The 13,761-nt window shown below is 44.1% G+C and carries 11 protein-coding genes; 1 reads left to right on the forward strand and 10 read right to left on the reverse strand.

Translation table 11 applies throughout. The annotated features are described in order from the left end of the window. Positions 1-14: 14 nt before the first annotated feature. The 4 genes from AC0VYE_RS33725 to AC0VYE_RS33740 form a co-directional block, all read right to left on the reverse strand. Complete coding sequence (locus tag AC0VYE_RS33725; RefSeq protein ID WP_475445224.1) at positions 15-617, reverse strand: hypothetical protein; 603 nt, start codon at positions 615-617, stop codon at positions 15-17. Between the two features lie 151 nt (positions 618-768). Further along, positions 769-3,108: a glycoside hydrolase family 3 C-terminal domain-containing protein gene (locus tag AC0VYE_RS33730; protein ID WP_475445226.1), complete on the reverse strand. Its 2,340-nt coding sequence runs from the start codon at positions 3,106-3,108 to the stop codon at positions 769-771. Between the two features lie 24 nt (positions 3,109-3,132). Further along, positions 3,133-5,898, reverse strand: a complete 2,766-nt coding sequence (locus AC0VYE_RS33735; protein ID WP_475445228.1) for a glycoside hydrolase family 3 N-terminal domain-containing protein — start codon at positions 5,896-5,898, stop codon at positions 3,133-3,135. Between the two features lie 143 nt (positions 5,899-6,041). Beyond that, positions 6,042-8,315 (reverse strand): helix-turn-helix transcriptional regulator, encoded by a 2,274-nt coding sequence (locus AC0VYE_RS33740; RefSeq protein ID WP_475445230.1) that lies wholly within the window; start codon positions 8,313-8,315, stop codon positions 6,042-6,044. A 246-nt stretch (positions 8,316-8,561) separates the two neighbouring features. Here AC0VYE_RS33740 and AC0VYE_RS33745 point away from each other — a divergent pair, with 246 nt between their 5' ends. After that, positions 8,562-9,413 carry a hypothetical protein gene (locus AC0VYE_RS33745; protein WP_475445232.1) on the forward strand — a complete coding sequence of 284 codons (852 nt, stop codon included), beginning with the start codon at positions 8,562-8,564 and terminating at the stop codon, positions 9,411-9,413. Between the two features lie 138 nt (positions 9,414-9,551). Here the strand turns inward: AC0VYE_RS33745 and AC0VYE_RS33750 are convergent, their stop codons facing one another. The 6 genes from AC0VYE_RS33750 to AC0VYE_RS33775 all read right to left on the reverse strand — a co-directional run bounded on the left by AC0VYE_RS33750 (position 9,552) and on the right by AC0VYE_RS33775 (position 13,654). Continuing rightward, entirely contained in the window at positions 9,552-9,992 is a 441-nt protein-coding gene (locus AC0VYE_RS33750; protein WP_076266526.1) for an SRPBCC family protein, read from the reverse strand. A gap of 4 nt (positions 9,993-9,996) precedes the next feature. Next, positions 9,997-10,437 (reverse strand): SRPBCC family protein, encoded by a 441-nt coding sequence (locus AC0VYE_RS33755; RefSeq protein WP_475445235.1) that lies wholly within the window; start codon positions 10,435-10,437, stop codon positions 9,997-9,999. Beyond that, positions 10,434-10,940 carry a MerR family transcriptional regulator gene (locus AC0VYE_RS33760; protein ID WP_076266528.1) on the reverse strand — a complete coding sequence of 169 codons (507 nt, stop codon included), beginning with the start codon at positions 10,938-10,940 and terminating at the stop codon, positions 10,434-10,436. The genes AC0VYE_RS33755 and AC0VYE_RS33760 overlap by 4 nt, the downstream gene beginning before the upstream one ends. Before the next feature lie 277 nt (positions 10,941-11,217). Then, positions 11,218-11,736, reverse strand: a complete 519-nt coding sequence (locus AC0VYE_RS33765; protein WP_076266529.1) for a DinB family protein — start codon at positions 11,734-11,736, stop codon at positions 11,218-11,220. Between the two features lie 56 nt (positions 11,737-11,792). Next, entirely contained in the window at positions 11,793-12,803 is a 1,011-nt protein-coding gene (locus AC0VYE_RS33770; RefSeq protein ID WP_475445237.1) for a helix-turn-helix transcriptional regulator, read from the reverse strand. A 167-nt stretch (positions 12,804-12,970) separates the two neighbouring features. Further along, positions 12,971-13,654, reverse strand: coding sequence for a hypothetical protein (locus AC0VYE_RS33775; RefSeq protein WP_076266531.1), 684 nt, complete (start codon positions 13,652-13,654; stop codon positions 12,971-12,973). Positions 13,655-13,761 lie beyond the last annotated feature (107 nt).

Below are 13,761 nucleotides of genomic sequence, written 5' to 3' on the forward strand. Positions count from 1 at the left end.
TACCGTGACTATCTCTACTTTGCAGGCTCTTGTTTAAAAATAATTTTAAAAATAGGGTAAAATACTAAAAATGAAATTGCACTATTGATAACCATTGTAATAACGTCAGCGGCTGTTTCACCAAATGAACCCATTCCCCAGGTATTCATGAATAAGTTATAAATAGGAGCTTTATAAAATCCTTGAGCTGCTGCAGCGCCAAAGGTTATCACAATGTACGCTAATACATACCAAAAAGCAGCCGTCCAAATATTGCTGTTCGATTTAAATGTAATATTTCTTTGTGCGAAAAAATTAATAATCTGTGCAATGCCGAGCGTTATTTGAACAGCAAGGAAATAGCCAAGACCGCCTCCGCCTTCTGACGCAAGCGATCCAGCTGCATAATCGAATACATAATAAGCACTTCCATCAAAGTTACTGCCGAGCTGTAAAACTTGAAAGCTTATCGTTAGTAGGGATGTCTGCGCGAATATAAGTTTAATTAAAGGCATCAAAATAAGCTGCAATGATGTAATCCCAACACTCAATATTAAGAATACGATAAATTGTGTAATATTAGGATGCCGTTCCTTCTGTTTATTCCAAAAACCGATTATTCCTTTATTTTTTTTCATCTCTATTACGCTCATATTATTCGTTATCTCCTCTGTCACGCCTGTTATGTTCTTATTTATCTATGCACAAAATAATTCTGTTGGAAGTGAAAAAGGAGATACCATAGTATCTCCTTTTTCATTCTCTATTTAATTGACGCTTAACCGCGCGTTATCGGTTTATCCATTTCAACAGCTTCAAAATTTGCTTCCGGCTAATTTTTCCGCCAGTAAAACGATCGATTTGACGAAACGGCATATTCAGAACAAAGTAGACATTATTTGCTAATAGCGGCCTATTAACGGCGTCAAAAAACTTTTTAAAGAAAAACACAACATGATAGATGGTTTTCCCCAGTCCGTTCTTATATTTAGCTTGAGCGATGGTGTCGTTTAAACCCAGATCATGTTTTGGGTTCCAGGTAGGCGATGGAGGCTCGTATCCCAAAAGCCGCTTATATTCCGCTGCCGTTACTTCATGGACATGTCCGCTAAAATAATGCGGGAATTGGTCCTCCGTATGCTCGCAAGGAACGGAATCCCCTGCAAGCGTAATCCGTTCACTTAACAGAATGGATTGAATCGAACTGCCGATTTGAATGTCATAAGCCCCCGGTTCAACTGCCCATTCATTAATTGTTGGATTGTAATAGGAGAAATCACGTTCCTCCAGCGTTATCGTAACCCTTTTGCTTTCGCCCGGCTCCAAAAACACCTTTTCAAAACCTTTTAATTCACGTTTTGCTCTGAATATGGAGGTATCATGCTTCTGGATGTACAGCTGTGCAACCTCTTCACCAGGAACAGCACCTGTATTGGTAATCGTAAACGAAGCTTTATACTGATCAACCGTTAAATCTGTATACTCAAAGGTTGTGTAGGACAGCCCGTAACCAAACGGAAATAGTACAGGCTTCTCCACGGTATCAAAATAACGGTAACCGATAAAAATACCTTCGATATGCTCTGCCGTTGCTTCCCTGCCCGGATAATAAGGAGCAGAAGAAACATCGCCGTATGAGATCGGGAAGGTTTCGCTAAGTTTGCCGCTTGGGTTGTATGCCCCAAGCAATATACTCGTTAACGCTTCGGCGCTACCTTGTCCGGATAAATAGGTATGAATGATGCCTTTCACATCGTGTACAAACGGCATTTCAATGGCACCGCCGCCAGCAACAATTACTACAACATTGGAATTAACTTTCGTCAATGAACGAAGCAAGTCCAGCTGGTTCTCGCGCAAGCTGAGATTCTCGCGGTCGACGCCTTCCGCTTCGCTGCCTTCGTCCAGTCCCAAGAACAACAGAACGGTATCGGCTTGGTCAGCTAACGTTACGGCTTCTTTTACTAACCGATCATTATTTCCGCCCATTCGATTGAAGCCTTTTGCGTACCCAATAATCGGCAAGCCAGATTGACGGAGCACATCGCAGGCATTGGACAGCTTAGCAGGATTAATAAGCGAGCTTCCAGCACCTTGGTAGCGAGGGTTTTTGGCAAAATCGCCAATAATCGCAATCTTTTTATCCTGCCCAAGCGGCAAAATATGACCCTCATTTTTCAATAGCACTATTGAACGTTTGGCAGCTTCTATCGCTTTGTGATGATGCTCCTCATAGTCAATGCGCGGCGCGGGGCTATCGTTCAACTGGGTGGTAAAGACCAGCTCTAACAGTCGATGAACGGCTCCATCCAGCACCTCTTCAGCTAATTCATTGCTTCTAACCGCTTGCACGATTTCTTTATCCGTAATCCCATTGGTTGCGGGCATTTCCAATTGATTGCCTGCTTTTAAGCCCGCAACACGGTCATTATTACCGCCCCAGTCGGTAACGACTACGCCATCAAATCCCCATTCTCCGTAAAGAATATCCTGCAGCAAATAGTCGTTTTCATTCGCGAACGTGCCGTTTACTTTATTGTATGAGGTCATGATTGTTTTGGGCTGACCCTTCTCCACTACACGTCTGAACCCTTCCAAATACAGCTCTCTTAACGAGCGTTCATCTACAACCTCATCAATCGTCATTCGCATATGCTCTTGGCTGTTGACCGCAAAATGTTTTGGGCAGGCAGAAATGCCGTTGTCTTGAATGCCTTTCACCATCTCGCTCGCTAATTCGCCCGTTAGATAAGGGTCCTCGGAAAAATATTCAAAGTTGCGGCCGCATAACGGATTCCGCTTGATGTTTAATCCAGGGCCAAGCAGCACGCTCACTTTTTCACTAGCCGCTTCTTTTCCAATCGTTTGGCCCACTTCATAAATCAATTGCCTATCCCAACTATTAGCCAAGGTTGCCGCTGTCGGAAAACAAGTGGCAGGCAGACTTTTATTTAAGCCCAAGTGGTCTGCCTTTCCGCCTTGCTTCCTGAGTCCATGAGGCCCATCTGTCAGCATAATGCTTGGAATATTTAATCGATCGATCGCTTTTGTATTCCAGAAATTTGCGCCAGACATTAAGGACGCTTTTTCTTCTAAGGTCATGCTTTCGATTAATGCTTTATACTTCATTTCATTCACCCTGCTTCCAAACGCTTATGATTTGAATAAGTAGGTTTGCAGGATCGTGTACAACACATGATGAACACTTGTGCGAACTCCGTTTGCAATACCTGAAGGATCCTTCTTGTATGCTTCTTTCAACAATTTAACGTTTTTACTCGGCGTCATAATATCCAACATGAGGTCATTGCCAGCTACAACAGCATCCGGTGCTTTCATAAAGCCAAAAACTGCATCGCTTGAAACAAAACCTTCGAAGCCCCATTCTTTGCGCAAAATATCATTTAGCAAGACGGAATTCGCTCCGGCCCACTTTGTTCCGATGATGGAGAAGCTGGACATTGCGCCTAGAGGGCTGCTTTCTTTCACCGTAATCTCAAACGGCTTCAAGTAGAGTTCGCGAATCGCTTGCTCATTAGCCCATATTAAATTGCCTGAACGAGCGTTTGTTTCTTGATCATTTAAAGCAAAATGCTTCATGAAGGCAATAATGCCTTGGTCTTCTGCACCATTTATCATAGAAGCTGCCATTTTACCTGAAAGCACGGGATCTTCGGAGAAGTATTCAAAGTTGCGGCCGCCTTGTGCCGTACGGTGAATATTCATACCCGGTGCATACCAGCCTTGAATGCCATACGCACGCGCTTCTTTGCCGACCGCTTCTCCCATTCGATACGCCAAATCATTGTTCCATGTTGCTGCGATGACGATTTCAGACGGATATGATGCTGCTTCGATTGGCTTAAAGAAGTAGCTGAATCCAGCCGGTCCGTCCATCAACAGCGTTTTTGGAACGCCCAAACGGTCGATAGCCATCGTACGATAGGCGCCGTTTGCTACATAATCGATCATTTCATCCATGGTTAACTGATCCAAGAAGGTAGCCCATTTCGGATCATCAAAAGCTAAACCTTTCAGATCCTCCAATTTCAAGCCATTATCGGCACCGATCGTTGGCATTTCCATAGTTGAAGCTTCTTTCTTTTTCGAGAAGGCATCGAGCACGTATTCCGGTGCTTCATGACTAATATTCTCATCAGAAGGATACGTCTTCTTCCAATCATTTCGCGACAAATAGGTGATTTCACCTTTTGCTAAGTCAAAACGATTCTCGTAAGCCGTCTTAGTATCCTTGTCTTCTTTATAGACCTTTTTCTGTGCCAGCTCAAGGTCATAGCTTGCTACAATATCATGGACGTTGCGAGCTACTTTAATCGAATAGGTACCCGGATCCAATACATAAGCTTCTTCTACGTTCATATCATAAGAAGCCATCTCTTCGGCAGCAAACGAAAGCGTGAGCACTTCGGATTGACCAGCTTCCAGCTGAGACGTCTTTGCATAGGTCGCCAATTCAATTGCCGACTTTTCAGTACCGCCTGCAATATATGGCGCCGAATAATAAACCTGCACCACATCTTTACCGGCTCTGTCGCCAACATTTTTCACTTCAACTTGCAGTTCAATCTTCTCTTCCGATAAGGTTTGATTAAGAACCTTCCATTCGAAATCCGTATAACTTAACCCATGTCCATAAGGATATAACACCGCATCTTTATAGCCTGCTTCATCATTTAAAAAGTAGGTTTCATAAAACCGGTAACCTACATAAATGCCTTCTTGATAATTGAGGAATGAATATTTCAAATTATCGTATTTATAGTCTCCAAAGTTCACGCTTGCCGGAGAAGTTGAATTGTCATAAACATACGTATCCGTAATACGGCCAGATGGATTGACATTCCCTGCAAGAATATTTCCTAACGCATTCGCTCCGTAAGGACCAGGTGTTCCAATCCACAATACAGATTTAATGGATTCGTATTCTTCTACGAAACCAAGCTCCAGCGCATTCCCTGCATTGACGACAATCGTCACATTTTTAAAGCTATTTGCAACCTTTTCAATCAAGGCACGCTTGTTTTCTGTTAATTTCAATTGTTCAGCAGTTGCATCGCTAGCTTCTGTACTCTCACTCGCAATAACAATTAGCGCATTTTCTGAATATGCCTTTGCTTGTTTGATTGCTTCGTCAGTCAAGTAATCTATTTTTGGTTCATCACTTGAATTCATGCCCAGCATACCTTTGACAACTTGAACGATGCCCGTGCTTGCCTTGGCACCCACTCCCGCTTCTGCACCAACTTCTTGATACAGATCATGAAGCTCCGTATTGTAAGCGATACCGGCATTTTCTAAGCCTTTAAAGAGATTAACCGCACGGGAAGTATCCCCCGCACCCGATCCGCCGCCGCCATAACGCAGCTCTAATGCTGCTAATCCGAAGACGTTAACTTTTTTATCGTTCAACGGCAGCTGTTTATCTTCATTCTTCAATAGAACAATGCCTTCATTCGCGATTTCTTCAGCTATTTTCCCGCCATATTCACGTGCTGCAATTCCCTCAGGTGAATCGGTAACAGCCGTAATATGTTTTCCTGTCAGCGCATCGATGAGGCCAGAAGCAATGGGACCGAATTGTACAAATAATAATACGACAATAACTGCCACAATCGACCAGCCTGTAAAACGCCTTGGCCTGTTTTTGATTTTCTTGTAACGTTTTGCTTCCTTTTTCATCGCCCTGCGATCTTTGCGGTTTAACGCTTTCAATTCCATTTTTCTTTGTTGCTTTTGCTCATGCTGTAATTGTTTATCGTGATCTATCGCAGCCTTGCGTGCTGCTTCAGGCAGAGCCTTAATTTCTTGCTTTCTTTCTCGCAGCTTCGCTTTATCTTCCTTCACTTTTCGTACAAGTTCACTTTTTTTTGCTTGTTTGTTCTTAAAATAGTCCCACACCGTGATCCCCTCCGGTTTCATCTATCTTTTTTGCTTAATCTTAATACAGCGCTTACATTAAAACTATGAGGATCTTGTCGAAAAAAAAGCTAAATATTGCGATCCTCGGATTTTTCACGAAATCCAAAGCGCAACATTTAGCATTAATCGTTTGTTTTTTCTAGGTCAATCATAACGATTCCGAATAGGGGGACTTCGAATTCAAGTGTATGATTTCCTTTTATTTTCAGCTGTTCGACGCTTCTTGAAGGTCGATTAATCGCATTCCAATAGGCAATATCTTCGGAGGACAATTTTTTGCATTTCCTTAATTCGGCAAGATCCAACCGCTGATCTACCTGCTCAGGTGTTAATCGTTGCTTTATCAATCGGTAATTTCCTTCAAGGCTTGTAAGTTCAAGATTCACATAAACATACGGACTTTTTGCCTTATGCCAAACCAATTTGAATGGTTCATGATTTTGATTGATCATCAGATGAAGCTCTTCCTCTGGATAAACAATTAAAATGCGGTAATTTTCTTGCCGCTTGGTCACGATACAAGATTTATTTTGAAATACAAGCTCGTCAAACAGTCGGTTCACAAACTCTGTCGCATACCAGTTGTCCTTGTAACGACCATCCAGCGTACATAATGACAGTTTACTTGCCAGTTCATCTGGAAAATATTCAAACAGCTTCGCCGAATCGAGCGACAACGGAGAGAAGTAGTGGCCTGCTACTTCATTTTGATTCCTCAGGCTTATGTACTGCCAAATATTTGCGCTTGCTTGCGCTAACTCCGAATAGGCGTGTAGATCATCATCGTGTTCGTAAATCTGCATACGGTCTAAAATACGGTCCTGAGCTTTCATATTCGTACTCGAGCCAATGACCCGAATAAAGGCTTCATCGAACAAATAATTAAGCGCAGACTCAAGCGGAATCTTGCGCATATGTGTCCAATCATCGATACAATACACAGCATTACGACAATCCATATCAAGCGATACCGAACCTTCAGGCCGCATGGGAAAATGAATGATAACGTTCAGGTAACCTTTAAATATTGAAATAGCATTTACAAGCGGCATGCATAGCTCCCGGCTATTCTGCTGTTCATAAAAGCAGCGAAACTCATACATCCAGTCCTGGCTTGTCCCGTAATTTTGCTGCAGATGGAGACTTAATTCGGTCAGTACCGTTTGAAACCCTTTTTTGTTAGGAAAACCTCGCATCTCCCAATCATCAAAATCGATGGATTGGAATTGAAGGTAAGGCACCATACCGACAGAAACAATCTGCTTCAGCTTTCGATCCAGCTCTCTAAATGAACAAACGAGCTTGCCTTCAATTAGCTGTATGTCTACTTTTTTAAAAATATGGGCAACGGCTACCCACTTCACACCGAGGCGCTGGCGCACTTCAAGCAAACGGCTATCCGTAAGCTCTCCCTTTACTTTCAGCACATGATTGACCTTTGAATGCCGGCCAATCGTTTTATGCAAATCTATTTTAACCTCGATACGATCGGGGGCTGAAGCTGAAGCAGTTGGCAGATCGCCTATAGGTACATAAGGTGATAGTAGCGCTAATACATCTTGAGACAGTGCTCCATCTGCATGATTCTGCACCGCTCTAATTTGACGCTCCTCACGAAATTCAGCAGGCGTTAGATTATACCTCATTTTAAACGCCTCGTTAAATGAGCGTACATTGGGAAAGCCACACTCTAAAGCAATCGTAACTATTTTGTTGTTCGTACTTTCCAGCATTCGAAAGCTATGAAATAACCGCACTTCTTTGATGTAGTTTCCGATTGAAATGCCTAACTGCGTTTTAAAAGAATGCGCCAAGTAGTACTTGCTGCTATAGAACTTTTCAGCTATCTCATCCAAACTGAGCTTCTCAGCGTAATTGACATTAATATAGGATACAATTTCTTTCACTTTGTCCGAAGCAGCATGCGCTTGCTCCTTATCATCTGCCGCCCCAAGATATCTGTAGAAAAGTCCAATTAATCGTTTCGAATACCCCTCAATCATGTAATCAGAACCGTCTCCGGGATAAATCATTTCAAGGTACAAATATGCCATACCATTTTTCACAAGTTCATAGCCATCTTTTTTGTAAACCATCGATAATGGAATATTAAGCTTAAATGGCGGAAACTCCTCTTGATACTCACCCGTTAAGAATTTCACTGTGAGCGTCGAGTTCTCTTTACTGCCGATCACACGAACAATATCACCTTTATTTAGAACAAATATATCGCCTGTCCGAATCAGAATATCCGAACCGTTACGCATAATTTCCAGATAACCAGAAAGAACAAACCATGCCGTTAACTGCGTGATGAGCAGAAAATCCACTTCCTCAATCGTTTCGATTGAGGCTTGGACGATCTTATCAGGTCCATTTTCCTTCTTATTCAACATCAACAATCTCCTCTACAGATGTGAAGACTATATTGCTCTAGCTTAGTACAAGACAATGTATTTATCCCTATTTATTATAAACCATTCCTTCACTACTCCAACTGATAAAAACAGGATAGGTGAACTCATAAAACTCCCCATTACTTTTTTGCCCAATTATATAAAAAATATGGAAGAATATTTCGATATTATGAATAGAAGAGTAAAGCTTGAATGAAAAAACGACATAGGAGCAGGTGGTTAAAGATGAAAATTTACGGATCAATTCCGCATGACTTGAATTTATATATGAACTCGAAACAGCAAACCGATAAACCAGCCTTGGTTACAGGAACGATACCCGAGCTGTCACATGACACTGATACAGTTGAAATCAGCCCGACCGCCAGGCAGCTGGCGGCATCGGATATTGTGAACCATTCAGCTGTATATTTTGGAACCGTGCAAATCAATGATTCACTGAACCGCCTTCTTAAAGATCAGCCTTCAGAGGTGAAGGAAGCTGTTTACGGCATCATTCAATCCAATTTCATTACAGTCATAACCGATGAAGAGGAAAGAGCAGCATTGTTAGAACTCGGACTCTCTCAAGCTAAGTATATCGCAGACAACTACTTAAAGGATGACGGAGCGGCAGAATTTATGAATACAATTCATCAGATCGGAGCCATATCCAAAACCAGAACCATAGACCCTGAAACGAAACAAATCCGCTACGAAACACCGCCGCAAAGACCTATCGGAGCTCCTGACGATTATATTAAATTAACCGATATGATGCAGAAATTTGAGCCGGAAACGCTGGACAAGCTGCAAGCAGCTATTGTGAGCGGAAAAGACTGGGGCAACATCTTGCTAAACTTCGCTGAGAAAGTATCGACTCGCAAGGATTGGGTGCAGGAATATAGAGAAGGAGCAGCCAACCATATTGGGGATATTGCCGGCGAAAATAGATTTGAAAATGTCTCTACTGCTAGCTTGAATGAGTTTGTCAAAAATATTAGGGACATCATTGCTAATACTGGGTTTGAAAAAACTAGGTTATTGACAGATAATCTAGAGGCTTTTATGCGAACGTTGAAAAACCCGAATTCATAAGCTGCCTGGTTTCAACTACCCTTATCCAAAAATAAAATCGCCGTCTGGTTCCCAATAGGGAGCTTGAACGGCGACAATTTTAGAGTCATCACGTAAGTACTAGTTCTTTCAACTAAAAGCCGATATAACTTAGCAACGCTAGTCGGTCAAATTCTCCAGCAGCTCTCCAAGTTTATCAAGCAACTGCTCATTAGCTTCTATACAGATCGGCTTGGATTTTTCAAACTCTTCTTTTTCCTTGAAACGTTGACGGAAGGTGACTCTGGTGCTGCCTTCAATGCTCTCAAAAGTAGCCGTTATCCGAAATTCGTGACCGGACACATGATCAAGCACAATTCGCTCTGACGGTACGATTTCAACAAAGACGTTATGGTTAGGATAATCCGCTCCATCCGGTCCATGCATGATGAACCGCCATGTGCCTCCCGGCTTGATATCACACACTTGATTCGTATTCGTGAAGCCTTCCGGCCCCCACCACTGGGCTATCAAATCGGGGGTTGTCCAAGCTCGAAACACGAGCTCCCGCGGGAAATTGTATTCGCGAGTAGCCATAAGTTGATTTTCAACTATTGTCATGTTCCTACTCCCCGTCTACTGTTTTTCCAAGTGCGTCCAACATGATGTTTGTACCATGCTCCCGTATTTCTAGCGTATCGTGTCCGTCAAAGAACGCACCTTGCTCCGTAAAAATCAGCTTTGTACCGTCCTCCACTTTAATAAGCTCTATCGTTGTAATCGAGACGGAGATGCGTGTGCTTCCTGAATCCAGCGTGTACGTGTAAACAATGCGCTGCTCTGGAACAAGCTCCTGATAGTAGGCGTCAAAGGTAAAAACGGGTCCTTCCGGCGGCCCGCCGCTGCTGTACTCACGCCCGCCGACCTGAAAATCGAAGATATCTGGCTTCGAAAACCACTTCGCTTTGGCAATTGGATCGGCCCATGCGTGATAAACCCTCTCCGGCGAAGCTGCATAAGTCCGCTCGACGACAAAAGTTCCATGTTTGACAAATCGTTCGTTCATTGATTTTCCTCCTTATGTTCTGGACTTCCGCTCTCCTCGATTAGAAAGTCCCCTAATAGATTCAAATGTCGCTCCCAACTCGTTTGCCGTTCAATTACCGGTTTCTCGAATTCCATTTTCATCGCTTGCAGAAGGCTTGTGAAATCTTCAACCGTTAATTCCGCTTGACCTTGCATTAGCTTGGATACATGCCTGAGCTGCTCCAATAGTTTTTGCTGTCGTTTAATCTGTTCTTTGATTTGATTGATCTGCAGGTTGACGATCTCAAGCGGGCTGATCTGCCCGCCGCTTAAGGCCAGTTTAATCTCCTCGAGAGATAACCCCAGCTCCTTAAGCGATAATATCTGGTGCAAGCGTGATAAGTTCGATTCACTATATAGCCGGTGACCCGATTCCGTCTGGTCAGATGGCGATAACAAACCGATTTGATCATAAAAGCGCAGCGTTCTTACGGTCAGCCCCGTCAGATTGGCGAGGTCCCCGACTTTCCAATGTTTCTTCATTAACCATCTCCGATCTTTGGCGCTAGCTATATACCGGTAGCTCTATTGTAAAACATTACGTTACGTAAGGTGCAAGTGGAATTGTATCTCTCTCCCAATTTTTTTGCGTCGCTAATTTTGAACACAAGTTATTTTGTCTAATGGCGCAAACTCCGCCGCGGCGCTATTTTATGCAATTGTAATAAAAAAATACGCTTGGGGTTCCAAGCGCATTTTTGAGTTTTTTTAATTTTCTCCCTGCTTTAGACGAATATCGTCCCCGCTCGTTTCGCTCGATTTACCGCTGACTTTCCTGTTGGTTCAACAAATAAAACAGATAATCGGTCGGGAACCCCGCATATCCTTGCTGCCTCAGCATCGCGGTCACATTGCCCCTATGATACGTCCCGTGGTTAACCACATGCTGCAGAATCTCAGAGAACCGAGTATTGAGACTACCGTACTTCGGATGCTCGATCGTCATCTCCTTGTCTGGGCCTGGCGTTCGCTGCAGCAAATCTCGGTACTGTTCGGCGACGCCGGCGAACAGCTGCCGTGTCTCGTCCACTGTTTTGCCTTGCGCTTGCTCCGCCCAGACCGGCATCCTCGGAAAAATGTTCTCGTTCGGAACTCCCGCGAGCACGCACAGATAAAGCTGTTCGAACAAGTACATATGCCCGAACGTTTGTGACACGGACGGGAAAACGCTCGTTACTTCCGCATGGAACACATCTTTCGGAAGCTGCTCTAGATGTCCGAATAAACGCTCGTTCGCCCAAACGTGATAATCGTACAATTGATGCGTTTGTTTAAGCATGGGTGAATCCACCTTCCTTTATTCATCGTCGTTCGGCTGCTGTAGCCTTTCCACTATCATACACCGGGTTTGTTGACAACTGTTGTCAGCGAAGTACAATCGGAATCGTCTGCATAATGTTTTGCAATTCCTATCGCTAATTCCTGAATGCGATATTTCAGATCCAGCGGCTCCCGAATGCGAATGGCCGTGCCAAACGTCATCAGATACATTGGAAGGTACTTGTTCATAGTTGGGGTATCGAGCAGGAACTGCGCCTCCCGGTCGGTCCGTTCCGTCAAATAGTGGCGCATATGCCAGTGCCCGCAAACTGCGTTCAACGTGACCGGGTCCCCCTCGATGCGAATGACCGTCAACGGTCCGTCCGCTTCTCGTTCCCGCTTGGACTGGTCATGGAAATAGGCGGACGCTGAGAAGTGCTCCGGTTTTTCGAACCGCATATCGGTCGGCTCCAACCGTGAGATACGGTCCACGCGGAACGTTCGAGCCGCTTGTGACCGATGGCAGAACGCGACAGCGTACCATTCGTTTCGGACATAAGCCAGCCCGTAGGGATCGATGTTACGTTCGCCCGACTGTTCCGCATTTGGTTTACGATAGGTGATGCGCATTGTTTGTCCGTCATCCGCCGCCTGCTCCAGGTCTCGCAACAACGGAACGACGGAAGGCGGACGCGACAGAGCAATCACATCCATGCCGCTCGTCTGACGGGTCAGATCGTGAAGCTGATCTTCGTGCAGCCCGTTCTCCACCTTCTTCAACGCGCTTTCCAGCTGTTCTGTATAGGGGTAGCCAGCGCCTTGCGTAAATTTAAACGCGTCTACAAGCGCCTTTAGCTCTAAGGGATTGAAGAACAATGGTGTCTCCTTGAAGTTTTCCATAATGCGAATGCCGCCGTCATGGCCCGATTCAGCGACGACCGGCACTCCGCTGGCGCATAGTGCGTCGATATACCGGTACACGGTGCGAACGCTGATCTCCAAACTGTCTGCAATCTGCGCGGCGGTGAGCTTCCTTCCGGATCGCAGCATCCACAGCATAGACAGCATGTTATCCCATTTTGCCATAGTGGCCGCCTCTTTTCCTCGCGTAATTGAACCTCATTTCGCCGTCACTTATGATACGGTTCTCCGCAATGTCTGTAACAGCAAGTTTTATTAAAAAAACGGGCGCCCAATCCGGCGCGCCCGTTAATTTATATTGATATTCGACTCATGATTCTATGTCCCAGAGTCTATTGAATGTTGAAGCTGGCAATAATTTTGTCGTATTCCTTCAAATCTTTATCTTGATACCGAGTCTTATCGACAAAAAACATCAGGGTTGCGAAATTAGAATCTTTTTGGATGAAGACCAGCTTGCCGACCGTGTCACTTGTCTCGTAATCGATCACCTGCGCTTCTGCTCCGGCGATCTTTGTGTTCGTTTGCTTGTTCACTTTAACGTAATTGTACCCATTCTTTAAAGCCTGCTTGGCATACTCGTCCAAGCCCAAGCCTTTCTTTGACTCCAATTGGAAGTCCACTCCCATATAATAGTTGCTGTACAACTTCCGATTATCAGTCATTACAGAGGGTCTCCAATTGCCATTAATGACAATCTGGAAGAAGTTCGCGGTGTCATGATCAGACAAATTCACATACATAGGACCACCGATGATTAATTTATTTGTCTTGTTGTCGAAAACGAGCTTCGAAGTTAGACCGAAATAATCGGAAACACTCTTGGCTGGCAAATATAAGCTTCCATTGTACTGTAATGCTTTGATACCATCGATTTCCTGACCGTTCATCTCCACTTTAATTGAAGGATTAAAGAGCGCCTTTACTTCCTTCCAAGCAGATCCTGCCCATGCTCCAGTTGCGTTGCCAAGCAAGAACATTGCTGCAATAATCCCCACCCAATATTTCTTCTTCATTTACCTTCCCCCTACTATTCAACAATAGCCTAATTCTACCATATCTTTTCAAAAAGGGGCGTTTTAAGAGGATGCCACACCTATCAAAATGGATAAAAATCTAAATA

Source organism: Pristimantibacillus sp. Z349TD_6 (assembly GCF_056173205.1).

Excerpts from the sequence above, each read along its gene's own strand:
- AC0VYE_RS33725 (WP_475445224.1), bottom strand. The coding sequence starts at position 617 with ATGAAAAAAAATAAAGGAATAATCGGTTTTTGGAATAAACAGAAGGAA.
- AC0VYE_RS33730 (WP_475445226.1), bottom strand. The coding sequence starts at position 3,108 with ATGAAGTATAAAGCATTAATCGAAAGCATGACCTTAGAAGAAAAAGCG.
- AC0VYE_RS33740 (WP_475445230.1), bottom strand. The coding sequence starts at position 8,315 with ATGTTGAATAAGAAGGAAAATGGACCTGATAAGATCGTCCAAGCCTCA.
- AC0VYE_RS33745 (WP_475445232.1), top strand. The coding sequence starts at position 8,562 with ATGAAAATTTACGGATCAATTCCGCATGACTTGAATTTATATATGAAC.
- AC0VYE_RS33750 (WP_076266526.1), bottom strand. The coding sequence starts at position 9,992 with ATGACAATAGTTGAAAATCAACTTATGGCTACTCGCGAATACAATTTC.
- AC0VYE_RS33755 (WP_475445235.1), bottom strand. The coding sequence starts at position 10,437 with ATGAACGAACGATTTGTCAAACATGGAACTTTTGTCGTCGAGCGGACT.
- AC0VYE_RS33760 (WP_076266528.1), bottom strand. The coding sequence starts at position 10,940 with ATGAAGAAACATTGGAAAGTCGGGGACCTCGCCAATCTGACGGGGCTG.
- AC0VYE_RS33765 (WP_076266529.1), bottom strand. The coding sequence starts at position 11,736 with ATGCTTAAACAAACGCATCAATTGTACGATTATCACGTTTGGGCGAAC.
- AC0VYE_RS33770 (WP_475445237.1), bottom strand. The coding sequence starts at position 12,803 with ATGGCAAAATGGGATAACATGCTGTCTATGCTGTGGATGCTGCGATCC.
- AC0VYE_RS33775 (WP_076266531.1), bottom strand. The coding sequence starts at position 13,654 with ATGAAGAAGAAATATTGGGTGGGGATTATTGCAGCAATGTTCTTGCTT.